This window comes from Prevotella pectinovora (genome assembly GCF_041323955.1).
Taxonomy (GTDB): Bacteria; Bacteroidota; Bacteroidia; order Bacteroidales; family Bacteroidaceae; genus Prevotella; species Prevotella pectinovora.
On the sequence record NZ_JBGLIV010000001.1, the window covers coordinates 832508 to 856007 of the forward strand.

At 47.2% G+C, this 23500-nt stretch carries 17 protein-coding genes; 6 read left to right on the forward strand and 11 right to left on the reverse strand.

Annotated elements, in window-relative coordinates:
• Positions 1-183: 183 nt before the first annotated feature.
• On the reverse strand, positions 184-5250 hold the full coding sequence (locus tag ACDC99_RS03345; protein WP_044072205.1) for a RecQ family ATP-dependent DNA helicase: 5067 nt from the start codon (positions 5248-5250) through the stop codon (positions 184-186).
• 250 nt (positions 5251-5500) lie between these two features.
• Between ACDC99_RS03345 and ACDC99_RS03350 the strand changes: the two genes are divergently transcribed.
• The 4 genes from ACDC99_RS03350 (at position 5501) to rsgA (ending at position 8496) form a co-directional block, all read left to right on the forward strand.
• Positions 5501-5866, forward strand: a complete 366-nt coding sequence (locus ACDC99_RS03350) for an MmcQ/YjbR family DNA-binding protein (RefSeq protein ID WP_022317082.1) — start codon at positions 5501-5503, stop codon at positions 5864-5866.
• A gap of 36 nt (positions 5867-5902) precedes the next feature.
• Positions 5903-6571, forward strand: a complete 669-nt coding sequence (tsaA, locus tag ACDC99_RS03355) for a tRNA (N6-threonylcarbamoyladenosine(37)-N6)-methyltransferase TrmO (RefSeq protein ID WP_022317081.1) — start codon at positions 5903-5905, stop codon at positions 6569-6571.
• A gap of 407 nt (positions 6572-6978) precedes the next feature.
• Complete coding sequence (frr, locus tag ACDC99_RS03360) at positions 6979-7539, forward strand: ribosome recycling factor (RefSeq protein WP_022317080.1); 561 nt, start codon at positions 6979-6981, stop codon at positions 7537-7539.
• A gap of 15 nt (positions 7540-7554) precedes the next feature.
• Positions 7555-8496 carry a ribosome small subunit-dependent GTPase A gene (gene rsgA, locus ACDC99_RS03365; protein ID WP_022317079.1) on the forward strand — a complete coding sequence of 314 codons (942 nt, stop codon included), beginning with the start codon at positions 7555-7557 and terminating at the stop codon, positions 8494-8496.
• 138 nt (positions 8497-8634) lie between these two features.
• On the opposite strand, the gene ACDC99_RS03370 is transcribed toward rsgA, so the two are convergent.
• The 8 genes from ACDC99_RS03370 to ACDC99_RS03405 all read right to left on the reverse strand — a co-directional run bounded on the left by ACDC99_RS03370 (position 8635) and on the right by ACDC99_RS03405 (position 17969).
• Positions 8635-10128 carry a xylulokinase gene (locus ACDC99_RS03370; RefSeq protein ID WP_370755822.1) on the reverse strand — a complete coding sequence of 498 codons (1494 nt, stop codon included), beginning with the start codon at positions 10126-10128 and terminating at the stop codon, positions 8635-8637.
• A 53-nt stretch (positions 10129-10181) separates the two neighbouring features.
• Entirely contained in the window at positions 10182-10529 is a 348-nt protein-coding gene (locus tag ACDC99_RS03375) for a hypothetical protein (RefSeq protein WP_022317077.1), read from the reverse strand.
• A gap of 100 nt (positions 10530-10629) precedes the next feature.
• Complete coding sequence (locus tag ACDC99_RS03380) at positions 10630-10923, reverse strand: winged helix-turn-helix domain-containing protein (RefSeq protein ID WP_022317076.1); 294 nt, start codon at positions 10921-10923, stop codon at positions 10630-10632.
• A 136-nt stretch (positions 10924-11059) separates the two neighbouring features.
• Complete coding sequence (aspS, locus tag ACDC99_RS03385) at positions 11060-12832, reverse strand: aspartate--tRNA ligase (protein WP_370755825.1); 1773 nt, start codon at positions 12830-12832, stop codon at positions 11060-11062.
• Between the two features lie 78 nt (positions 12833-12910).
• Positions 12911-15454 (reverse strand): ATP-dependent Clp protease ATP-binding subunit, encoded by a 2544-nt coding sequence (locus ACDC99_RS03390; protein WP_288745505.1) that lies wholly within the window; start codon positions 15452-15454, stop codon positions 12911-12913.
• A gap of 93 nt (positions 15455-15547) precedes the next feature.
• Positions 15548-16165, reverse strand: coding sequence for an epoxyqueuosine reductase QueH (locus ACDC99_RS03395; protein ID WP_044072209.1), 618 nt, complete (start codon positions 16163-16165; stop codon positions 15548-15550).
• Positions 16166-16205: 40 nt separating this feature from the next.
• Positions 16206-17450 (reverse strand): phospholipase D-like domain-containing protein, encoded by a 1245-nt coding sequence (locus ACDC99_RS03400; RefSeq protein ID WP_370756904.1) that lies wholly within the window; start codon positions 17448-17450, stop codon positions 16206-16208.
• Between the two features lie 111 nt (positions 17451-17561).
• Complete coding sequence (locus tag ACDC99_RS03405) at positions 17562-17969, reverse strand: hypothetical protein (RefSeq protein ID WP_370755827.1); 408 nt, start codon at positions 17967-17969, stop codon at positions 17562-17564.
• A 1272-nt stretch (positions 17970-19241) separates the two neighbouring features.
• On the opposite strand from ACDC99_RS03405, the gene ACDC99_RS03410 reads away from it, so the two are divergent.
• Together ACDC99_RS03410 and ACDC99_RS03415 are read left to right on the forward strand one after the other, a co-directional pair.
• Positions 19242-20267 (forward strand): IS110 family RNA-guided transposase, encoded by a 1026-nt coding sequence (locus ACDC99_RS03410; RefSeq protein WP_042517114.1) that lies wholly within the window; start codon positions 19242-19244, stop codon positions 20265-20267.
• 396 nt (positions 20268-20663) lie between these two features.
• Positions 20664-21689 carry an IS110 family RNA-guided transposase gene (locus ACDC99_RS03415; protein WP_042517114.1) on the forward strand — a complete coding sequence of 342 codons (1026 nt, stop codon included), beginning with the start codon at positions 20664-20666 and terminating at the stop codon, positions 21687-21689.
• A gap of 101 nt (positions 21690-21790) precedes the next feature.
• Here ACDC99_RS03415 and ACDC99_RS03420 read toward each other — a convergent pair whose 3' ends face one another.
• Together ACDC99_RS03420 and ACDC99_RS03425 are read right to left on the reverse strand one after the other, a co-directional pair.
• Positions 21791-22435, reverse strand: coding sequence for a TetR/AcrR family transcriptional regulator (locus ACDC99_RS03420; RefSeq protein WP_370755829.1), 645 nt, complete (start codon positions 22433-22435; stop codon positions 21791-21793).
• Between the two features lie 37 nt (positions 22436-22472).
• A complete protein-coding gene (locus tag ACDC99_RS03425) occupies positions 22473-23453 on the reverse strand; it encodes an IS982 family transposase (protein WP_370755793.1) in 981 nt (326 codons plus the stop codon).
• Between the last annotated feature and the right edge of the window lie 47 nt (positions 23454-23500).

The window sequence follows — 23500 nt, forward strand, 5'->3', positions numbered from 1 at the left end:
ACCGAGAGAAGAACGAAATGAATCCATTCATTTCTTCTTCCGAGGTGCCGCCTGTCTTATTCAAAGATAGTGCAAACCGAGAGAAGAACGAAATGAATCCATTCATTTCTTCTTCCGAGGTGCCGCCTGTCTTATTCAAAGATAGTGCAAACCGAGAGAAGAACGAAATGAATTTCAGCATTTTCATTCCACTTTCCTTTGTTGCGAATTACGTTTCAATTTCAAGTCTATAAGTAGTATTGCCGACTCTTTTTCATCGTTTGCAGCCTCTTTGGGGCGCCATGCCACAACGAAGCGCACGGTGGCCCGTGTCACCAGATAACCTTTCATCTGCCATTGCAGCATTTTTTTCTGCATGTTCATTGAGAGTAAGCCGATGTCAGTTCCAGTAGAGGGCAGACTGAGATGATAATCGTGGTATGCGAGGGTGTCCCCACTTCTCAGTGACAATATAGTTTTCTTATGTTCTTTGAAAGCTCCCAAGTTTACGTCCTTGTGTGACAACTGCAATTCTATCTCGTCAGGCATGGGATAATGTATTGGGTCTGATATCCGTTTGTCGGCACGTATGTCATCGAAAATCTTTCCATTGGTGTGAATCGTCAGTGATAGTTTGGTTCTGCTCATTCCTACATATAGTCTGCGCATGATATCATCGGTATAATGTTCCGGTTCGACAACAAGCATTATGACGTTGTCAAACTCTCGTCCTTTAGCCTTGTGGATGGTGCTCACCACAATGTCGGCATCGGAGACATCACAGAAGTCTTCAACGGATGACTCAAATAGGAAATCTCTCAGATCGGTGTAGTATTTCGCTTTGTTCATCAGTTCAAACATCATGATGCATCTTTTCAGATAAGGCAGACTGTTGCTCGTGCTGTATTTTTGTAAGGTCTTCGATTTCGCTTCCTCCCAGATATCCTCTGTAATGATAGGAGCCCGTGTGGTTTTCTGCATCCGGTCGATACATTTCACAAAATATCTCACCTCGGCGATGTTCCAAAAACGCAATCCGTCCATCGATTGAATCAGTTTGGCATTCAGACCATTTTCGTGGAGCAGTGCTACGGTTATCACGGCCTCTTCGTTCGTTTGCGTCAGTATGCAGGTCTTTCCCTGTCTGTTGTTCTGCAGAATGTCGTTTACGATAGGCAGAAACATATATACAGCTTTCTTTTCGCCGCTTTCCTTGTCTTGGAAGAAAGGCGGATGTTTAATGATGCTCACCATTCCCTTCTCCTTTTTCATTGAGATGATGGGGGCAGTCTTTAGTCTGTAGCTGATGTTTGGTGCGAAGTCGTTCACGGCATCCACTACATGTTCTGAACTGCGGTAGTTTTCTGTCATCTCTATGAATCTGCTGCCTTGCATCCTTCCAAGTTCTTCCATATAATGCGAATTAGAACCGCGGAATTCGTATATGTTTTGGTCATCGTCGCCAACGGCGATGACTCTCATCTCCTCGTTGGCCCTCATCAATGCATCTACCAGGGCGAAGTCGTCGTCACTCATGTCCTGTGCTTCGTCGATTACGAGCACAGTCTTGCGTATCCTGTTAGGCTCAACTTCGCCAGACCTTATCATATCGGCAGCTTTCTTCACCACATCGGCAGCGTCATTAAGGTTCCCGATTCTGCCGAGCAGGTCGAAGCTGTACGAATGGAAAGTCTTTATTTCAACGAAGTGTGCAGCGTTGCCTATCAGCTGCATCAGTCTCTGTTTGAATTCCGTAGCTGCAGCTCTTGAGAAAGTGAGCATGAGCAATTGTTCGTGTTTTACATCTTCGAGTAGCAACAGGGATGCCAGCTTATGAACGAGCACGCGTGTCTTCCCGCTTCCAGGTCCTGCCGCCACCACTATGCACTTGGATTCTCTGTCTTTGATAATCTCTTTCTGCTTCAGCGACAGATTGCCGAACAGTTGTCTGTATTTCATTGGCGTGAGGTTGTGCTCCAGTTCCTCCTTCCGTTTGCCGTTGAAGTATTTCTCCACAAACAAGCGGTAGTCCATCTGGAAATAGTCCTGTACGTATTTCAGTGCGGCATCATAGTTTCTCACCATCAGGTTGGCATATTCGCCCACGATATGTATCTGTTGCATTTTTTGTTTGTAGAATTCATTGAGCGCCTGGTAGTCTTCTTTTTTGTAGCGCATGCGCATCTCCTTGAGTCTGTGGATGTCCATGGCATTGTAGAGGACAAGAAATCCTCCCTCAAGTTTCAAAGCCCCTGTCTTTGAAAGATACAGCAATGCTTCCTCAACGTCTTCCAGTTGGACTTTCCCGTTTCCTGTAAACAGATCAGAGACTGTGCTTCTGTTGTATTCGTCCAGCATTTCAATAACGGAGAACTGTACGCTCCCTTTTCCCGCTTTCTTTTCAGAAACGGTGTTTCCACCCTCTGTCGGTTTGGATTCCTTTTCCCTTTCGTTTTTTTCGGCAATGGCATAGAGGCGATCAATGATAAAGTGGCAGATTTTTATTCTTCTTTCAAATCTTTTTATCATGAAATCCAAGTCATGCAGACGTGTAATGATGATGTTCTTTTCTTTGTCTTGTTTCTTGAGGGTATAGCCCTTAACCACGAGGAAGTAAAGCAGTGTGCGTAAGACTTTCTCTGATGACGAGTCAATCCCTTCGTTTATGGCTTCTTCGTTTAGCTGCTTGTATGAACAGTGGAGCGGCTCTTCAGTTATGTGGCTGATGATGAATCTCTCGAGTCTGGCAAAATTGTCGAGTAAGTTTCTCGACTTCTTCTGTGTGTCGCCTATGTCATTCATATATGCAGACATGTCTCGCGTGTCGGCGAGTATTCCCTCCTGTCTCATCCTTATCACGGCAGATATTATCTCTTTCTTGCTCAGACCTAATATGTCTGCCAAATAGTCAATTCTCGATTCAGCTTCACTGTCTTGTGCTTTGGCGATGTTTTTCTGCGAGATTAGAGATTTTATGATTCTTGCCACATTATCCTTTTCCTTTTCAGTGAAGAGTGACGATTCCGTTATTCTTTTTCTTGCCTCGTCCATGTTTTTCACCGTAATACCAGTGGCATACACATGAGGAATGTTGTTGCCACGCTCTATATAGCCGCTTTGTTCCAGTGTGTTAAGGGCAGTGCGTACACGTGTCTCAATGTCGTTTATAGAGTCGTCCCATCCGGCTTGGCGTGCGATTTCTAGAGCTGAGCAGGATATATGTTGACGTTGTTTGGTGAAATCTTTCACGGCCTGCCATACTTGCTGTATTTCACTGATGCTCAGCTTTGTCTGGTTTAAAAGTATGAAATGCTTATCCAGGTCGTTGTCGCTATACAACACGAAGCAGCGGGCGTTAAGGTTCGGGTCTCTGCCGGCCCGTCCTGCCTCCTGTACATAGTTTTCCAATGAGTCAGAGATGTCATAGTGTACCACCAGCCCCACGTCGCTTTTGTCCACTCCCATGCCAAATGCCGATGTAGCGACAATCGTTCTCACTCTGTCGTTCATAAAGGCCTCTTGGTTTTGTATCTTTTCCTCCGAGTCCATCTTTCCGTTGTATGGCAGTGCCGGGATACCATCGCGTGTCAGCTTTTCAGCAAGTTGTCTGGTGCGTTTTGTCCGGGAGACATAAATTATCGTGGGACATTCAGACTCTCTCACAAGAGTTCTAAGTCTGTTGTATTTGTCATTTTCGGTGTCCACGTGGATTACTGAATAGCGAAGATTGGTTCTTGTTGCTGAGGTGGCAAACAGTTGTAGCTCAACACCGAGCCAGTGTTTGAAATAGTCGCATATATCCTGCACCACTTTCTGCTTTGCCGTTGCCGTGAAGCATGATATCGGGATTTGTAATTTGCCACCCTTGCGCTTTTGGTATTCTTTTATGAACTTGCCGATATATTGATAGTCCACTCTGAAATCCTGTCCCCATGCCGAGAAGCAGTGTGCTTCGTCGATCACAAATCTTGTGACGTGTCTCTCGCCGAGTATTCTTTCTATAGTCTTAGACCGCAGCATCTCCGGTGCGATATATAGCAGAGAGGCGTCTCCGTTTGTCACCCTCTCTATTGCCAGCGACCTGTTTATTGGGTCGAGCAGACCGTTTATTGTCACGGCGTCGGTTATTCCCCTGTTTGCGAGGTTGTCCACCTGGTCCTTCATAAGCGACTGTAGCGGGGATATTACCACGGTGAGTCCGTGGACAGCCTTTCCCGCCATCAGCGCCGGCAATTGGAAAGTAAGGGATTTTCCGCCTCCTGTAGGAAATATCGCCAGCAGTGACTTGCCGTCAACGGCTGCTCTGGTGGCATTTTCCTGTAGCGGTTCGTTATTGTAGCTTCTGAATTTGTCGTATCCGAAGTTTTCTTTCAGTGCAGCGCCCACGTCGAGAGACTCGTTGCAGTATCTGCACCCCTTCTCGCAGCGGCAATGTCGTAGTTTCCGTATCACGTATTCCACTTCTGGAAAATTGTGTAACACCCAGCCTGGTGTGATGGAGCGCCTGTCAGTAGTGTCTATCAGCGATAGGGCATAAGCCATTGCGCATGGTTGGGATATGGCCAAATTCCTTATCTCAGCATTGCTGCAAATCTTTCCGTCGTATTCTTCTCTTATAATGTCTGCCAGCTCTTCAGTGTCCGTATATAGCCCTTGTGCTCCCATCATCGTGAGAAATCCGACGAATTCTTTCCTGTCTCTCAGCAGCGAGGCGAAAATCTTCTGTCGTTTGGGTGAGAGCGAGTTCCAGCGGGCTTCCTCGTCATATAAAAGTTCGCGGGCTTTCATGCAGTCGTTTACAGGGTTGTTCAGTTCGTCGCAAAGCAACTTGTCGTCTTTCACGAGTCTGTGGTATGGTCGTTCGGGAAAGAGCAGAGGTGAGAAATATAGTGTGTCTACTAGTAGCCATCGTCTGCTGCCATCTGTAACGGTAGCAGCTAGACTACCGTTTGCGGATGAATATCCAAACAGGTATTTCGCATCGTGGTTTACGATGTTGTGGCCACAAACGAAATGTATGTCTTCTCGTTTGAGAAAATCCACCAGTTCTTTTGAGGACGCTTCGTGGAATATCGCTCCATTGTGGCTTATTGCCCCTATGTCGTGTATCTTATGGTCCTTCAGTCCTATTTCCGTATCTATGAATGCATACTTAGTCTTGTCCCATTGCCATGAGTCCCGTCTTCTCTTGTCGGTTGCTTTGTCGTTGGCATGATTATCCTCATTACCAGCAGCTCTTGATATCTTGAAAAAACGGTTGAATATGGACATGTCAGTACGAATTAAAATGTAACAAATGCAAATGTACTAAAAAATAGTGATGCTATATCTTTAAAATATGTTTTAGTTGGTGGCGTTTATTAATTTTTGTCTATCTTTGTTTTATATATGTGTATTGAATCGACTTTTCATTGTCGTGAATTCTGAATGGCTTATGGTTTTTTGCAACCTGTATTTCACATTGCTATATATGATTTCTGTTGCCTGCCCATATGTCGGATGATAATATAACGGAGAAAAAATGAATATTGAAAGCATAAGAACCTACTGTCTGTCGCTCCCGCTGGTGACAGAAGACATGCCGTTCGACGATACAACCGTCGTGTTCAGAGTGTTGGGAAAAATATTCCTGTTGCTCGACCTCGACCGTCCGGAATGGGTGTCGATGAAATGTGATGCAGACTTTGCCATAGAGCTGCGAGATGCCCACACAGAGATAGAAGGCGCCTTCCACATGAACAAGAAATACTGGAACCAGCTGAATCTTTACGGCTTTCTTGATGATGCGCTGATAGAGCGGCTTATCCGTCATAGTTACAGTGAGGTGGTGAAGAAAATGACGCGTAAACAGAAGGCGGAAAATCCGGAAATAACGACAGTGGAATAATGTTCAGATTATATATAGCAACATAATCATAACACGATGATATTAAAAGAAATAGCATATTTTCATTCACCGTTTACTTCCAAGTTCGGGGTACCGAAACAGAGTGGACTTGTTGACGAGTTGGAGGGCACGATAGAATTTGCGTCGGAGTTCAGAAACAAAGACATGCTGAGGGGGATAGAAGACTTCGATTATTTGTGGATAATATGGCAGTTTTCTGCCAATCCACATGCAGCCACGAGTCCTCTGGTGAGACCACCGCTGTTGGGCGGAAACGAGAAGGTGGGAGTCTTCGCCAGCCGTTCTCCCTTCCGTCCTAATGCCATGGGATTGTCGTCGGTGCGCCTTTCCCGTGTGGACTATACTGCAGAGGGCGGTCCGCTGCTCTATGTCAGAGGTGCCGACCTGATGGACGGTACACCGATTTTCGACATCAAACCCTACGTCAGCCTTTCTGACTGTCATCCCGAAGCCCGTTGTGGCTTTGTTGACAGCCATGCCATCCGCAGGCTCAGTGTCACCGTGCCTTCTCATGTCAGGAGGCTGTTCACAGAAGAACAGTTGCTGGCGCTTGTGAAAGTGCTCGAACTCGACCCGCGTCCGCATTACCACAACGATCCGTCGAAGACATACGGAATGCCTTATGCAGGGCGGGATGTGAAATTCCGTGTAGAAGGCGATAGGCTCCTTGTTGTGGATGCTTGAACCCAAAACGGTCATTAGGCCGTTCAATGTAATATTTTAGAACTGCTTGCAGTCTTTTGTTTTTTATAAGGCGTCTTTTGTTTGTTTTTAATTCGCAATAGCTCGCTATTACTCATTAAAAGCCAAACAAAATCCATCATTCTAAAAAATCAAGATCCAAGCAAGCCCTAATGGCCGATTTGGGTTGAAAATGGAAATAATATAATCATTGGCTTGCTTGTCAACTAGTAGAATGTCAACGGCATGCGAAACATGAGTTGTCTGCTGTATTGAAAGTCATATGGATGGTGGCCGCTGTCGGGAAAGTGTCAATGCAGACGCTATTTTCTGTTCGTGGCGTTGCATACTTCATATATTATGATTATTTTTGCAGAAACATTTTTCAGAAAAACAAAAAACAGAAAAATATGATTGACGTAAAACAGACGCTGCAGGACAGCGAAGAGAAAATGGAGATGGCAGCCCTCTATCTGGAGGAAGAGTTGAACCGCATCCGTGCCGGACGTGCCAACGTTGCCATTCTCGACTGCGTGAGAGTGGAGTCATACGGCTCAAAAGTGCCTCTTAACCAGGTGGCAAGCGTTTCTGTGCCAGACGCAAGAACGATAGCCATCAAACCTTGGGACAAGAAACAGATCAGAGACATCGAGAAGGCAATCATGGATTCAGAGGTGGGCATCACGCCAGAGAACAACGGTGAAATTATCCGCCTTGCCATTCCACAGCCTACAGAAGAGCGCCGCAAGGAACTTGCCAAACAGTGTAACAAGATCGGTGAGAAAGTGAAGGTACAGGTGCGCAATGTTCGCAGTGACATCAAGGACAAACTGAAGAAAGCCATCAAGGACGGACTTTCTGAGGACAATGAGAAGGACGCTGAGGCTGAATTGCAGAAAATCCACGACAAGTATATCAAGAAGGTGGATGACCTGCTTGCTGCCAAGAACAAGGAGATCATGACCGTATAACGAAACAGAGTATAGATGAGCGACACCGAAGGATTGGTTATCAAGAACACTGGCAGTTGGTACACTGTATTGACTGACGGCGGAAATACCATTGACTGCAAGATAAAGGGCAATTTCAGGCTGAAAGGCATCAGGAGTACCAATCCTGTTGCCGTTGGCGACCGTGTGGAGATCGTGCGCAACCATGAAGGCACAGCCTTCATAACAAACATCTGCGACAGACGCAACTATATCATCCGCAAATCGTCGAATCTCTCTAAACAGAGCCATATCATAGCAGCCAACGTGGATCAGGCTTTCCTCATCGTGACGGTGAAATATCCTGAGACTTCAACCACCTTCATCGACCGTTTCCTTGCCTCTGCCGAGGCTTATTCCGTGCCGGTGACACTTGTGTTCAACAAGGTGGACCTGTTGCAAGACGACGAGCGCCGCTATCTCGACATGATGGTTACGCTGTATGAAACGGTGGGTTATGACTGTTTGAAAGTGTCGGCAGAAACGAAAGAGGGCATGGACCGCCTGTTGCCGCTGCTGAAAGACAAGATAACGCTCTTCAGCGGTAACAGTGGAGTGGGGAAGAGCACCATGCTCAACTTCATTGTGCCTGGTGCGGAACTGAGGACGGCGGAGATTTCCGACGCCCACAACACGGGAATGCACACTACTACGTTCAGCGAGATGCTTCCGCTGACGGATGGCGGCTGGGTGATTGACACACCGGGCATCAAGGGATTTGGCACTTTCAATATGGAGCCTGAGGAGATTTGTGGATATTTCAAGGAGATATTCAAGTTTTCAAAGGGCTGCCGCTTCAACAACTGCACTCATACCCACGAGCCGGGCTGTGCTGTTCGCAAGGCTGTAGAAGAGCATTATATCGCCGAGAGCCGCTATGTTTCTTATCTAAGTATGCTTGAAGACAAGGAGGAGGGAAAATACCGTGCAGCATACTGATGTGTTAGCAGTCTTGATGGGCATAGAATAATTTCGGAATGTCGTTTTCTGAAATCCGAACAGAGTGTGTCAGATGGGAAGGGAAGTTCCTCTTGACACACTCTGTTTGTATATTAAACTCGTTGGTTTGTCTGCTAGTTAAAGCATCTTTACCAATTTCTCTTTCCATTCAGCATAGGCTTCGAGATATTCCGAGCGGTGGTTTTCGTCGGGATTTATCACAGCAAGTTTTTCCAGCGAAGTAAAAGCCTCATTGTTGTCCTTATAGTATCCGCAACCCATACCTGCGCCCTTTGCTGCTCCCACGCTGCCGTCGGTCTCGTATAGCTCTATCTGTGCTCCGCTCACTCCGGCCAGCGTATTGCGAAAGACGTGGCTGAGGAACATGTTTGCCCTGCCGGCATGAATTTTCCTGATGTCCATGCCCATCTTTTCCATTATTTCCATTCCATAGCAGAAACTGAAAACTATGCCCTCCTGTGCCGCTCGGATGATGTGGGCTTTGGTGTGCTTGTTGAAGTTCAGACCATTGACGGAACATCCTGTCTCTCTGTTTTCGAGCACTCTTTCCGCTCCGTTGCCAAAGGGGATTACCGATACGCCTTCAGACCCTATTGCTACGTTGGCAGCCATATCGTTCATCTCAGTGTATGAAATTCCTTCCGGTGCGATGTTGCGCCTTATCCAAGCGTTGAGAATTCCAGTTCCGTTGATACAGAGCAACACGCCGAGACGGTCCGTCTCTGCTGTGTAGTTCACGTGTGCGAAGGTGTTTACCCGGCTTTTCTTGTCGTATGCCACTTTTCCCAACACGCCATATACCACTCCTGATGTGCCTGCCGTTGAGGCTATTTCTCCAGGATTGAACACGTTGAGGCTCAGTGCGTTGTTTGGCTGGTCACCAGCTCTGTAGCTTATTGGCGTGCCTTCTTGCAGTCCTGTTTCGGCTGCTGCTTCTGCCGACACTTCGCATTGTACGCTGAATGTAGGCACTATGTCAGCCACCAGTTTGCGGTCTATTCCGTAGTAGTCGAGCACGAAGTCTGCGGTCTTCCTTTCTTTGAAGTCCCATAGTATTCCTTCGCTCAGTCCGCTTGTCGTGGTGTTTATCGTTCCGCTCAGTTTCATGGCTATGAAGTCGCCAGGCAGCATGAATTTGTATATTTTGGAGAATAGTTCCGGTTCGTTCTCCTTCACCCATGCCAGTTTTGCTGCGGTGAAATTGCCTGGAGAGTTGAGCAGATGCCCCAGACATCTGTCGGCTCCGAGGTCGTTGAAAGCCCTCTCGCCGTATGGCACAGCCCTTGAGTCACACCATATTATGGCCGGTCGAAGCGCCTTCATGTCTTTGTCTACACACACCAGTCCGTGCATCTGATACGAGATGCCGATAGCCTTTATGTCTTCGGCGCTGGCATTTGCCATCTCCTTTACTTTCTTGATGCATAGTTTGCAGTTTTCCCACCACATGTCGGTGTCTTGTTCTGCCCATCCGCTCTTCACTGCGATGATTGGTGCTTCATGTTCCGGATAAAAAGTCGTGGCGGCGCATTTTCCTGTTTCAGCGTCTACTAGCGATGCTTTTACTGATGAGCTGCCAAGATCTATGCCTAGGAAATATTGTCTTCTCATAGTTGTATTATAGTTTTTTATAGTTTGATTTGTTTGAAATTTAGATTTCTGACTCAAAATAGTGATAGTGAGAGGTCTTCGCATACATGGTCGTCTTTCCCGTTCTCTGCCTCTTGTTCTTCGTTGTATCCTTCTTTGAATTGCAGCAGCAGCTGGGTGTCGTGGCTTGATTTTTCGGTGAGTTTGTAGTAGCCCCATCGTTCAGCCTTTTCTATGAACGGCTTTGCGGATTTGTTGTTTTTGGCTATGCAGTATTGCACAGCCTTATAAACCTCGTCGTATGGAGTAGTTTCAAATAGTCCGTTGTGTTTGTTGAAGATATGGCGTGCGATTTTCTTTGCAGACAATCCTTCTTTGCCTGCTTCGAATAGAAGTTCTTTTATTTCCTGTTCGTAGCTCATATCATCGTAAAAAAAGGACTGGAGATATGTTACAATATCGCCAGCCCTTCTGTTCGTCTTATTTTTGCCCTTGACGGTTTTCTCCTTTCGGAGCAGTTTCTTATGCCAAGAGAAATTTGTTGTCCTCTCCTTTGATCTTGCCTTCTTTGAGCAGCCATCCCATTCCGAGCAGAGTTTCCTCTGTCGTGATATTTGCTGCCTTTGCGATTTCTTCCACACTCAGTGCGTTCTCAGCGTCTTTCAGCGTCTGATAAACGTCACCAGCCTTGAAACCTACGCTCATTGCATCGATCATGAATGTTGAAGCAACCTTCTTGGTGGCTGTTCTTCTTGTTGTTTTCTTAGCTGTTGGCTTTGCAGCAACCTTCTTCTCTGTAACTTTTCTTTCTGTCATAATGATAAAATTTAAATCCCTGACAAGTCTTTGTGACTCATTACTTTATAAATAGCTGATGCAAATATAATGTTTTTTTATTACATTATTTTGCTTTTGTTTCATTATTTGGTGATAAAGTTACATTATGTAGGCTCTATTCGGCGTTTTCTTGATTTACATCAACAGAAATCTGTAATTCCTTCAACTGTTTGTCATCCAGCTCCGACGGTGCTTCGAGCATTACGTCTCGTCCGCTGTTGTTCTTCGGGAATGCTATGCAGTCGCGTATAGAGTCGAGTCCAGCCATGATTGACACGAATCGGTCGAGTCCGAAAGCGAGTCCTGCGTGAGGTGGTGCTCCGTATTTGAATGCGTTGATGAGGAATCCGAACTGTGCCATTGCCCTTTCGGGTGTGAAGCCCAAGATTTTGAACATTTTCTCCTGTAGCTGTCCGTCGTGGATACGGAGGCTTCCTCCTCCCACTTCGATTCCGTTGCACACGAAGTCGTATGCTTTTGCCCTCACTCTCTCCGGATGCTCGTCGAGCAGTGGTATGTCGTCAGGGTTTGGCATTGTGAACGGATGGTGCGTAGCCATGAGTCTCTGCTCCTCGTCGCTCCATTCGAAGAGTGGGAAGTCGACAATCCAGAGGCATTCGAACTTGTTTTTGTCTTTCAGTCCGAGTCTGTCTGCCATTTCGAGTCGTAGGCTGCACAGCTGTGTTCTCGTCTTGTTTGCCTTGTCACCGCTGAGGATGAGTATGAGGTCGCCTGGCTTTGCTTCTGCTTTCTCCACCACTTTGGCGAACACTTCTGGTGTATAGAACTTGTCGATGCTGCTCTTTGTTGTTCCGTCTTCGTTCACCTTTATCCATACCAGTCCCTTTGCTCCCACTTGTGGTTTCTTCACGAAGTCGGCGAGCTGGTCGAGCTGTTTGCGTGTGTAGCTTGCACATCCTGGCGCGCATATTCCTCCGATGTATTCAGCGTCGTTGAACACGGCGAACTCTCCTGTGCCTTTCAGCTCGTCCATCAGTTCCACGAATTCCATTCCGAATCTGAGGTCAGGCTTGTCGCTTCCGAAGCGTCTCATTGCTTCGTGCCATGTCATCTGCTGCAGCTTTGCCGGCAGTTCCACTCCGCGCACTTCTTTAAAGATGTGGCGTGCCATATCCTCGAAGAGGTCGATTACATCGTCTTGGTCTACGAACGACATCTCGCAGTCTATCTGTGTGAATTCGGGCTGTCTGTCGGCTCTGAGGTCTTCGTCGCGGAAGCATTTCGCTATCTGGAAGTATCTGTCGAATCCGCTCACCATGAGCAGCTGCTTCAGTGTCTGCGGGCTCTGTGGCAGGGCGTAGAACTGTCCTGGGTTCATTCTCGAGGGCACGACGAAGTCGCGTGCTCCCTCAGGTGTGCTTCCGATGAGTATAGGGGTTTCCACTTCGATGAAGTCCTTGCTGTCGAGGAAGTTTCTTATGAGTATGGTCATGCGGTGGCGCAGTTCGAGGTTGTGGCGCACGCATGGTCTTCTGAGGTCGAGATAGCGGTATTTCATTCTGATGTCGTCTCCACCGTCGGTTTTGTCCTCGATTGTGAACGGCGGTGTTGCGCTCTGGCTTAGGATGTTGAGCTTGTCGGCTATGATTTCGATGTCGCCTGTAGGTATCTTGTTGTTTTTGCTCTGTCTCTCGTTCACTGTTCCTTCCACCTGGATGCAGTACTCGCGTCCGAGTTTGTTGGCGAGGGCGCAAAGCTCGGCGTCAGCTTCTTCGTTGAAGACCAGCTGTGTGATGCCGTATCTGTCGCGCAGGTCTACGAATGTCATTCCTCCCATCTTGCGGCTTCGCTGCACCCATCCGGCGAGCGTCACCTTTTTTCCTGCATCGGAGAGTCTCAGCTCTCCGCACGTGTTTGTTCTGTACATAAGAATGTGTGTGATATAAAGTATGTTTTGTTTTCTTTTCTTGCGTTTTGCAAAGATAGCAATCTTTTTTGGAATCTCCTAATTCTTTTCGGAATTTATCTGGAACGTGAGTTCTTCTTTGTCAGGGTCCTTTCCGATGTCGATTGTGGTGCCTGGTTTCAGCTCGTCGTTGAGTATCATCTGGCATATCCCGTCTTCGATGTATGTCTGTATTGCTCTCTTGAGCGGTCTTGCTCCGAACTGCACGTCGTAGCCTTTTTCTGCCACGAGTTCTTTCGCCTTGTCGGTGATGGATATTTCGTAGCCCATAGCTGTGAGTCTACGGGTGAGCGACCTGAGTTCTATGTCGATGATTTTCTTTATCGCTTCCAGATCGAGCTGGTCGAAGGTTATTATCTCGTCGAGCCTGTTGAGGAATTCGGGACTGAACTGCTTGCTGAGGCTCTTCTGTATGATGCTGCGTGCGTATTCTTTGTCTTTCTCCTGCATGTCGGCAGATAGGCGTCCTGCATTGAATCCCACTCCGTGTCCGAACTCTTTGAGCTGTCGTGTTCCGGCATTGCTGGTCATTATTATAATGGTGTTTCTGAAGTCAACGAGCCTTCCGTTGCCGTCGGTAAGCCTTCCTTCATCCAGCACCTGCAGCAGCATGTTGAACACGTTGCCGTGTGCTTTCTCGATTTCGTCGAGCAGCACGATGGAGTAGGGGCGTCGGCGCACTCTCTCCGTGAGTTGTCCTCCTTCGTCGTAGCCCACGTATCCTGGAGGTGCTCCCACGAGGCGTGATGTGTTGAAGCTCTCGCTGTATTCGCTCATGTCGATGCGTATCAGCGCGTCGGCAGAGCCGAAGATGTTTTCTGCAAGTTTCTTTGCCAGATATGTCTTTCCCACTCCGGTTGGTCCGAGGAACATGAAAGCTCCGATGGGGTGGTTGGGGTCTCTCAGTCCGATCCTGTTGCGCTGGATGGCTTTCACCACCTTTTCTATCGCCCTGTCTTGTGCCACCACGTCGCCTTTGAGCGTTTCGCCCATATTGCGCAGGCGTGCGCTCTCAGTCTCGGTGATTCTCTCGGCTGGTATTCCTGCCATCACCGACACCACTCTCGCCACGTCGTCTTCTGTCACGTCGACTACGTTGTTGAAGTTTCCTTCTTTGTATTTCTGTTCCAGTTCCTTCATTTTCTGCTGCAGCTCCGTCTGCTTGTCGCGGAAGCTTGCCGCCAGTTCGAAGTTCTGGTTTCTCACTGCGTTTTGTTTCTTTCTCGCCACTTCGGCTATTTCCTTTTCCGTTTCTGTGATTTCCGGCGGCACTTGTGCGTTCTGCAGGTGTGCCTTGGCTCCTGCCTCGTCGAGTGCGTCGATCGCCTTGTCGGGGAACTGTCTTTCGGTGACGTATCTGTCAGTGTATGCCACGCATGCCTTTATTGCCTCGTCGGAGTATCTCACGGCGTGGTAGTGTTCGTATCTTTCCTTTATGTTTGTGAGGATGTCGATGGTTTCCTCTGGTGTGGTCTGTTCCACTATCACCTTCTGGAATCTCCTCTCCAGTGCACCGTCTTTTTCTATCGACTTGCGGTATTCGTCGAGTGTGGTGGCTCCGATGCACTGTATGGTGCCTCTTGCCAATGCCGGTTTGAGCATGTTTGCAGCGTCCATGGTGCCTGGTGCCGACCCTGCACCCACGAGTGTGTGGATTTCGTCGATGAACACAATTATGTTGGGGTGGTTTTCTATTTCCTTTACCAGTGCCTTCACTCTTTCTTCAAACTGTCCGCGGTATTTTGTTCCTGCCACGAGTGCTCCCAGGTCGAGTGTCATTACTCTTTTGTTGAACAGCACCGGCGAAGTGTGTTTCTTGGCGATGAGCGTGGCGAGTCCTTCCACTATGGCGCTTTTTCCCACTCCTGGTTCGCCGATGAGTATCGGGTTGTTTTTCTTTCTGCGGCAAAGTATTTCGCACACTCTGTTTATCTCGTTCTCTCTGCCCACAATGGGGTCGAGTTTTCCTTCTTCGGCAGCCAGTGTGAGGTCGGTGCCGAAGTTGTCGAGTATTGGCGTGTCACCGCCGGTCTTGGTGTCGGTGGCTGTTGAGCCTCCGCCCTGTTTCCGGTTCTGGCTTCCGGTTCTGCCGATGAAGTCTTCTTCTTCTTCCTCCTGCATTCCGATGCCGTTTTTCGTTATGTTGTCAGCCTGTTTCTTTGAGTATTCCATAACTTGGTCGTAGGTGATTTTTCTTTCTTCCAGTATGTTTTTTGCCCCGTTGTTTCTGGGGTCGTGCAGTATGGCGAGCAGCAGGTGCATCTCGCTCACGGTTTCCGTTGCCATGAGTCGTGCCTGCAGTATCGCAAGCTTCAGTATGTTGCTTGCCTGCTCGCTCAGCTCTATGCTGTCGCTGGTGGAATGGTCGTTGTTTCCTGCCGCCACGTTCTGCTCCAGCTGCTGCTTCATGTCTTTCAGGTCCACGTTCATGCTTTGCATCATGCTGCATGCTGCTCCGCTTTTGTGGCGCAGTATGGCGAGCAGCAGGTGTTCGGGCATGACATTTGGACATGCCAGCCGTGCGGCTTCTTCTTTGCTGAATGTGAGCACTTCGAGTACTTCGTCTGAAAACTTGTTTGTCATGTTTTGTTCATTTGGTTTGCGGTCAGGCATGGATATTCCTTTGTCTGTCCGTTTACTTCTCTAAAAGCAAAAAATATGCCAATATGGTGTGTGTCAGTTTCCCGATGGCTGTTGTGTGGCTTGTTCTTTGTCCTTGTCGTGTGTCATGCTGAATTCGCATCCGCAGTATTGCTGGTTGTAGAAGCCATACTGTTTTATTATCTCCAGCCTCCTTTCGCTCAGTCCTCCTTTGCGCCAGTTCTGTTCCCACCATGCCACGTCGTCGTATGGTTCAACAGCCCATTGTCCGGCGGCGTTTATCTGTTCCAGGCTTTTCCATCTCGACGAGGCGAGTGTGGTGGTCACCACAGAGATGCCGTTTTCGTGGGCGTAGCGGGCGGTGCGTCTGAGTCTCATCTCGAAGCATCGCCTGCATCGCCTGCCTCTCTCAGGTTCGTTTTCCAGTCCTTTCACGTGTGCCAGCCATTCGTCGTGGCAGTAGTCGTCGTCGATGATTGTAAGTCCGAGCGAGTCGGCGTATCTGGTGCATTCGTTTTTTCTGATGAGATATTCTTCAAGCGGGTAGATGTTCGGGTTTGAATAGTATATCACTGGTGTAACGCCATTCTTCATCAGACATTCTATGATGGCGCTTGAGCATGGTGCGCAGCAGGTGTGGAGCAATACTGTGGTCGCTCCTCCCGGCACGTTTATTTCGAATTTCTTTTTCATTTGTGGATTTGACGGGGTATTTCCTTGATGATGGTGTTTGCTATAGGAAAGGTGTGAGCAGATGTGCCACCCATCCTACGAATTTCTTCCAGGGCGTTCTCCATCTGTTCCAGCTTTCGGGGGTGAGCTTGAACGACGAGAGCTTGTCTGCCTCGAACATGTCGTTGAGCTGGCGTGTGGTGTGCGGGTCGATTATCACGGCGTTTTCCTCGTAGTCGAAGTTGAGGCTCCGGGCGTTGAGGTTGGCGCTGCCCACGGTGCAGAATTTCCCGTCCACCATTATTATCTTGGTGTGGTGGAATCCGTCTTCGTATATCCACACGTCCACTCCGTGTTTCATCAGTTTGTGCACGTTGTAGAACACGCAGTCTGGTGTGAGCGGTATGTCGCTGTGCGACGAAACCATTATCTCCACCTTCACTCCTCTTTTCACCGCCCGTCTGAGGGCCTTTTTCAGTGTGCGGTTCAGCGTGAGATACGGGTTCACGAGCTTTATGCTGTCTTGCGCATCATTTATGGCGTCGGTGTAGAACTGTCGTATTATCCTGTTCGTCGTCCTGGGTTCGCGGTTTATTATCCCCACCATCTTGCGGCCCTGTGTCGGTGTGGCGTCGGGCTTCAGTCCGCTGATGTAGTCGGCGTTTCTGGTGCCGCGGTAGTATTTCGCCCCGGCTATCTGTTCTCCCGTCACTTTTTTCCACATCCTCACGAATATCTTCTGCAGCGTGTTCACTTCTTCGCCCTCTATACGGCAGTGCATGTCTCGCCATTTCCCCACCACGTCGGTGCCCTTGATGTAGTAGTCTGCCACGTTCATTCCTCCGGTGTATGCCACTTTTCCGTCGATTACCACGATCTTGCGGTGGTCTCTGTGGAACACGTGGTTTACCCACGGAAAGCGGAGCGGGTCGAATTCGTGGATGTCGACTCCCCTCTGGCGCAGTTTCTCGAGATGTCTTTTCTTAAGCGGCTGGTTGTTGGAGTCGTTTCCGAATCCGTCGAACAGCGCCCTTACTTCCACTCCCTGGCTGGCTTTCTCTGCGAGGATGTCGAAGAGCAGCGAGGCTATGGAGTCGTTGCGGAAGTTGAAGTATTCCAGGTGTACGCTGCTTCTTGCCTGGCGGATGGCTTTGAACATGTCGTCGAATTTCTCCTGTCCGCTCATAAGCAGCGTCACGGAGTTGTCGTTGGAGAATTCCACTCCATGTTCCCTCATCTGCCTTGCGATAAGCGAGTCGGCGGTCACGGTCTGCGCTGCCGCCGTCATTGTGGCGCAGACCATCATGAGCAGGGCAAGTAACAGGGCAGGGCGCCCTGTGGCGTGTGTCCTTGTTTTATTTGTCCGTGCGTTGCGTATGTTGTCGTTGATAAAGAATATCATATATTGTCTATAACATCATTTGTCTTGATTCGTGTCTCGCGTGCCTTGTCGGTCTGCCAGAAGGCAAGTTTGCTGAGATGTTGCCGTTTCCGGTGTATTGCCGCAGGTGGGCGAAAACAGGTGCAAAGTTATGGAAAAAGTCGGTTTTGACAAAATATTTGTATGCAATGAAGAGAAATGGCAAAAAAATGCGGTGTATTTGTCATCAGTAACAAGTTGTTTTTTCACCGTCACTTTGCGTTGTTCCTCGATTATAACCCTGTGGGTCTTCATGCCTATGTGGGTGTTTTGCTGACCGTAAACCATTGGTTTCTGTCTCTTCAGTACGCGTTTGCCCGCGTCCGTCGGTTTCATGCATTGCTGCTCAACATTTTTCCCATTTTCCCATTTTCCCATTTTCCCAACGGGAAATGGTGTTTTCATATAAGTTATTATATATCAATATATTATCTTTTTTATTACATTTATTTTTCGTTATATGGGAAGATGGGAAAATGGGAAAATGGGAATTTTGGAAAAAATGCCCTCTCTTTTCCTCTCTCTTGCCATCTCCTTAAGGTCTACATTTGCCATGCCTCATGTCATAGTATTTGCATGATTTACAGGAACAGAGTTGTTAAGCTTGCCGTAGTCTGCTTGTCGGAGAATGTATAGCTGTTAGAAAAGTCTTTACAAAAGTGTCTCAAGTGTCTCACTGTCTCACAGTCTCATGTGGAATTGATGGTTTTATATAAGTTATTATATATCAATATATTATCTTTTTTATTACATTTATTATTCATTTTATGAGACAGTGAGACAGTGAGACACTTGAGACACTTTCCTCTCTTTTCCCTCTCTCTTGCCATCTCCTTGAGGTACGTGTTTGCCATGTCTCATGTCATAATATTTGCAGGATTTACAAGAACAGAGTTGTTAAGTTTGCCGTAGTCTGCTTGTCGGAGAATGTATAGCCGTTGGAAAAGTCTTTACAAGAAAGTCTCAAAAGTCTCAAAGTCTCAAAGTCTCACGTGGAATTCGGTATTTTATATAAGTTATTATATATCAATGTATTATCTTTTTTATTACATTTATTATCGCTTATATGAGACTTTGAGACTTTGAGACTTTTGAGACTTTTGAGACTTTCTTCCTCCCTTTTCCCTCTTTCCCTTGCCCTCTCCTTGAGGTTCACATTTGCAAAATCTCTTGCCAACTGGAAGAATGTGGCGATGGTGATTCCTCCCTTTTGCCTTTAACCCAAAACGGTCATTAGGCCGTTTAATATGGTATTTCATAACTGCTTGAAGTCTTTTGCTTTTTATAAGGCGTCTTTTGCTCGTTTTTAATTCGCAATAGCCCGCTATTACTCATTAAAAGCCAAACAAAATCCACTCTTCTAAAAAACAAAATCCATGCAAGCCCTAATGACCTCTAAGTTTGCAGAAGATTGCGACGAAGTCGCATAAACTCCAAAATAATCAAGGTAAAACTATGATTGCTAAAGACAGTTTCGTACCTTTGTTGTAAAAAGGTAGAATCGGTCTGTCGAAGAGGTAAACCAGCTAATGACCCAGCCGTAAAGCTATAAATCGTTTAGGTCCTCATCGACATAGTTGCAAAGACCAGATAGAAAGTTATCGGCTCTGAGCCTTGTTAGAGTGTTAGTCCATACAACTATTGACCAATTCTACACAATATAACTCGTACAAAGTTATGAAGAATTTATTTATCGGAGTTGATTTTTCGAAAGAAAAAGTTGATGTGGCTATCCTTTTTGCAGACGGACTGGCAGAAACCGCTGCTAGAGTGTTCAACGAGTTCAAGACAACCGTGTCTGGCTATAGGCAGTTGGTCAAGTGGGTTGAGCAGAATTCCTGCGGTATCGACTCGTCCTTGTGGCTCTTCTGTGGCGAGAACACGGGCGACTACAGCAAGGGACTGTGCAACTTCCTCTACGGTAAAGGCTACGACATGTGGCTTGAGAACGCAAAGAGCATCAAAGACGCATCTGGTCTTAGACGATTGAAGTCTGACCGTGCTGACGCCTCGATGATTGCAGAATACGCCATGAGGAATTACGATAAAGCCGTTATGTACGAGCCTCTTAGCGAGTCGCTTACACAACTGCGTGAGCTGTTCCTATACCGTCAGATGATCGTAAGACACAGATGCAGTTTCCAGGTGCGTAGAGGCGAAAAGCGACTCACTATGGAGAAGTCGCCAGTCAAGACAATGATTTCGCAGAGCGGACGGCACATCGTCTCTGAACTCAATAAGGAGATAGAGAAGATAGATAAGCGCATTGCCGATCTCATCAAGTCGGACGAGGAACTCACCGAGGTGTTCACCATCGTGACCTCGGTGCCTGGCATAGGAACGCAGAACGCTGTGTGCCTGATGGTGTACACCGACAACTTCCGGCGTTTCAACTACGACTCACGCAAGATTGCCTGCTATTACGGCCTAGCTCCATTTGGCAAAGATTCGGGAACCAGTGTGCATTCCGATCCGCATGTACATTATATGGCTAACCGCCAGATAAAGGCCATGCTGACGCAAGCGGCACTAGCTGCCGTCAACTTCAATCCCATTATGGCGAGGTACTACATGCGCCTCGTAGAACGAGGAAAGAAGAAGCAGGTTGCACTGAACAATGTCAAGAACAAACTTGTACATTTGGTCACAGCCATGGTCAGAAATCGCCAAACATTCACCCCTGAATATAAAATCTCAGCATAAATTGAAAATAATGGTCAAAACATTTGGATATTAACATAGAAAGCGATTTGGGTTAAAAGCCAAACAAAATCCACTCTTATAAAAACACAAAATCCAAGCAAGCCCTAATGACCTCTAAGTTTGCAGAAGATTGCGACGAAGTCGCATAAACTCCAAAATAATCAAGGTAAAACTATGATTGCTAAAGACAGTTTCGTACCTTTGTTGTAAAAAGGTAGAATCGGTCTGTCGAAGAGGTAAACCAGCTAATGACCCAGCCGTAAAGCTATAAATCGTTTAGGTCCTCATCGACATAGTTGCAAAGACCAGATAGAAAGTTATCGGCTCTGAGCCTTGTTAGAGTGTTAGTCCATACAACTATTGACCAATTCTACACAATATAACTCGTACAAAGTTATGAAGAATTTATTTATCGGAGTTGATTTTTCGAAAGAAAAAGTTGATGTGGCTATCCTTTTTGCAGACGGACTGGCAGAAACCGCTGCTAGAGTGTTCAACGAGTTCAAGACAACCGTGTCTGGCTATAGGCAGTTGGTCAAGTGGGTTGAGCAGAATTCCTGCGGTATCGACTCGTCCTTGTGGCTCTTCTGTGGCGAGAACACGGGCGACTACAGCAAGGGACTGTGCAACTTCCTCTACGGTAAAGGCTACGACATGTGGCTTGAGAACGCAAAGAGCATCAAAGACGCATCTGGTCTTAGACGATTGAAGTCTGACCGTGCTGACGCCTCGATGATTGCAGAATACGCCATGAGGAATTACGATAAAGCCGTTATGTACGAGCCTCTTAGCGAGTCGCTTACACAACTGCGTGAGCTGTTCCTATACCGTCAGATGATCGTAAGACACAGATGCAGTTTCCAGGTGCGTAGAGGCGAAAAGCGACTCACTATGGAGAAGTCGCCAGTCAAGACAATGATTTCGCAGAGCGGACGGCACATCGTCTCTGAACTCAATAAGGAGATAGAGAAGATAGATAAGCGCATTGCCGATCTCATCAAGTCGGACGAGGAACTCACCGAGGTGTTCACCATCGTGACCTCGGTGCCTGGCATAGGAACGCAGAACGCTGTGTGCCTGATGGTGTACACCGACAACTTCCGGCGTTTCAACTACGACTCACGCAAGATTGCCTGCTATTACGGCCTAGCTCCATTTGGCAAAGATTCGGGAACCAGTGTGCATTCCGATCCGCATGTACATTATATGGCTAACCGCCAGATAAAGGCCATGCTGACGCAAGCGGCACTAGCTGCCGTCAACTTCAATCCCATTATGGCGAGGTACTACATGCGCCTCGTAGAACGAGGAAAGAAGAAGCAGGTTGCACTGAACAATGTCAAGAACAAACTTGTACATTTGGTCACAGCCATGGTCAGAAATCGCCAAACATTCACCCCTGAATATAAAATCTCAGCATAAATTGAAAATAATGGTCAAAACATTTGGATATTAACATAGAAAGCGATTTGGGTTTAAGCGATAAGAGAGTGGCTTGTTGATGGTTTTGAGGGCCGCCGGTGTCAATCTTCAGTCTTCTTGAGATACTGGTCAAGAAGCAGGATGCCCTTCTCGGTGCAGAAGCCGCGCAGCAACACTATGAAGAAGTTGCAGAAGATGTCGCTCAGCGAATATTTTTCGTAGAGAGCCTTCTTGAAGCTCGCGTCCATCATTGAGTCGCAGATGTCCTGCAGGATTTCGTAGTTCAGCTCAGGCACGAAATATCCGTTCTCTATGCAGCGCTTCACGAAAAGCAGCGACTCCCTCTGCTGTTCCTCGTGGCGCGACCGCAGATATGCCGTCACCTTGTCGTATCTCTCAAGTTCAGTGAGGAAGAGAGGGGAGAGGTTGTCGAGGTCAGCGAATTTAAGCTTGAAGAACGTCACCACGATGTCGATTTCGTTTTCCGCCGTCAGCGCATATTCCTGGATATGCCTTAAAAGCTCTTCATGATCGTGCCGCGCACCCGCAAGCAGCAGGTCCTCCTTCTTGTCGTACACCTCATATAGAGTGCGCTTCGATATCGACAGCGCCGCTGCGATGTCGTCCATCTTCACTGCCTTTATGCCCCTCTGTTTGAAGAGCGGCATTGCCGTGCGCAGAATCCTGAGCTTCAGCTCCTGGCGATGTTCAGATATGTTGTTGTGGTCTGTTTGCATTTCCTTCATTGCGTTTTGATTTTACAAAGATAACCTGTTGGCGGAATTAATTTAGTGCATACTTAATTCTGCCAATGGGCTTGTCGTTAATGAAGTTTACGTATTGCAGAATGGTAAGTGCACTAATTTTGCCAATGATTCTGGCAAACAAACCATTCGTTATTTTCGCGTAGTTCCTGATGACCAGAAACTGGTCTGTAAGTTGTGAGAATATTGTCTCAATCCTCTTTCTTGCCTTTGCAAACGGGATGAATGTCGGTTTCCAGTCCTTTTGGTTGAGCCGATACGGACACTCCAGTCTTATGTGTGCGGTTTCGAACAAGTCAAGCTGTACGTCAGCTCCAATATACCCTTTGTCACCATAGATGCTACAGTCGTGATAAGTATGTTTTACATCCTTCATATAATGGAGGTCAGCCACACTTGCCTTTGACAGATCATAGGAATGGATAACTCCACTTAACCCACAGAGAGCGTGTAACTTATAACCAAAATAATACGTATTCTGCGAAGCACAGAAGCCGAAGTCGGGAGCTTGCGAGAAATTTCCGGTACGTCCCATCTTGCAACGTTTTCCTCTTGCAACCCTACAAACCTTTATCGGCTTGGAGTCAACAAAGAATTGTTCCTCTCCGCCATCCATTTCCATGGCAATCCTCTTGCGCAGTTCCTCACACAGGCCTGCCGTTTTCTTCCTGCGGTCATTGAACTGTCTCCTTGATATGAGATTGGGAATGTTGTCCTTGTATTCTTGCAATTTATAGTCGAACAACCACTTCTCACTATCAATGCTCTCGGTCTCTGCCGTCAAGGATAGCGCCACCACTTCCAAATCCGAAAACTTGGGAACAGGACCACGACGTGGAACATTACCCGATTCATTGACGAGATTTTCAGAGAATTGCTTGCATATCTCAAGTATTTTGACGAATTTTGTATAAAGGTTGTACATACGATGGTTTGAACTTAATGTTTTGAGCACCACTAAGTTACTAAAAATCAGCGATATGTACAACTTTTTACTCATATTTATCAACTTAAATTAATTCCGCCAACGGGTAAAGATAATAAAAT

Bases quoted from the DNA above. Each gene is read 5' to 3' on its own strand.
- ACDC99_RS03390 (WP_288745505.1), bottom strand. From the start codon at position 15,454: ATGACAAACAAGTTTTCAGACGAAGTACTCGAAGTGCTCACATTCAGC.
- ACDC99_RS03350 (WP_022317082.1), top strand. From the start codon at position 5,501: ATGAATATTGAAAGCATAAGAACCTACTGTCTGTCGCTCCCGCTGGTG.
- tsaA (WP_022317081.1), top strand. From the start codon at position 5,903: ATGATATTAAAAGAAATAGCATATTTTCATTCACCGTTTACTTCCAAG.
- ACDC99_RS03375 (WP_022317077.1), bottom strand. From the start codon at position 10,529: ATGAGCTACGAACAGGAAATAAAAGAACTTCTATTCGAAGCAGGCAAA.
- rsgA (WP_022317079.1), top strand. From the start codon at position 7,555: ATGAGCGACACCGAAGGATTGGTTATCAAGAACACTGGCAGTTGGTAC.
- ACDC99_RS03415 (WP_042517114.1), top strand. From the start codon at position 20,664: ATGAAGAATTTATTTATCGGAGTTGATTTTTCGAAAGAAAAAGTTGAT.
- ACDC99_RS03420 (WP_370755829.1), bottom strand. From the start codon at position 22,435: ATGAAGGAAATGCAAACAGACCACAACAACATATCTGAACATCGCCAG.
- ACDC99_RS03400 (WP_370756904.1), bottom strand. From the start codon at position 17,450: ATGATGGTCTGCGCCACAATGACGGCGGCAGCGCAGACCGTGACCGCC.
- ACDC99_RS03345 (WP_044072205.1), bottom strand. From the start codon at position 5,250: ATGTCCATATTCAACCGTTTTTTCAAGATATCAAGAGCTGCTGGTAAT.
- ACDC99_RS03405 (WP_370755827.1), bottom strand. From the start codon at position 17,969: ATGAAAACACCATTTCCCGTTGGGAAAATGGGAAAATGGGAAAATGGG.
- aspS (WP_370755825.1), bottom strand. From the start codon at position 12,832: ATGTACAGAACAAACACGTGCGGAGAGCTGAGACTCTCCGATGCAGGA.
- ACDC99_RS03425 (WP_370755793.1), bottom strand. From the start codon at position 23,453: ATGAGTAAAAAGTTGTACATATCGCTGATTTTTAGTAACTTAGTGGTG.
- ACDC99_RS03380 (WP_022317076.1), bottom strand. From the start codon at position 10,923: ATGACAGAAAGAAAAGTTACAGAGAAGAAGGTTGCTGCAAAGCCAACA.
- frr (WP_022317080.1), top strand. From the start codon at position 6,979: ATGATTGACGTAAAACAGACGCTGCAGGACAGCGAAGAGAAAATGGAG.
- ACDC99_RS03370 (WP_370755822.1), bottom strand. From the start codon at position 10,128: ATGAGAAGACAATATTTCCTAGGCATAGATCTTGGCAGCTCATCAGTA.
- ACDC99_RS03410 (WP_042517114.1), top strand. From the start codon at position 19,242: ATGAAGAATTTATTTATCGGAGTTGATTTTTCGAAAGAAAAAGTTGAT.
- ACDC99_RS03395 (WP_044072209.1), bottom strand. From the start codon at position 16,165: ATGAAAAAGAAATTCGAAATAAACGTGCCGGGAGGAGCGACCACAGTA.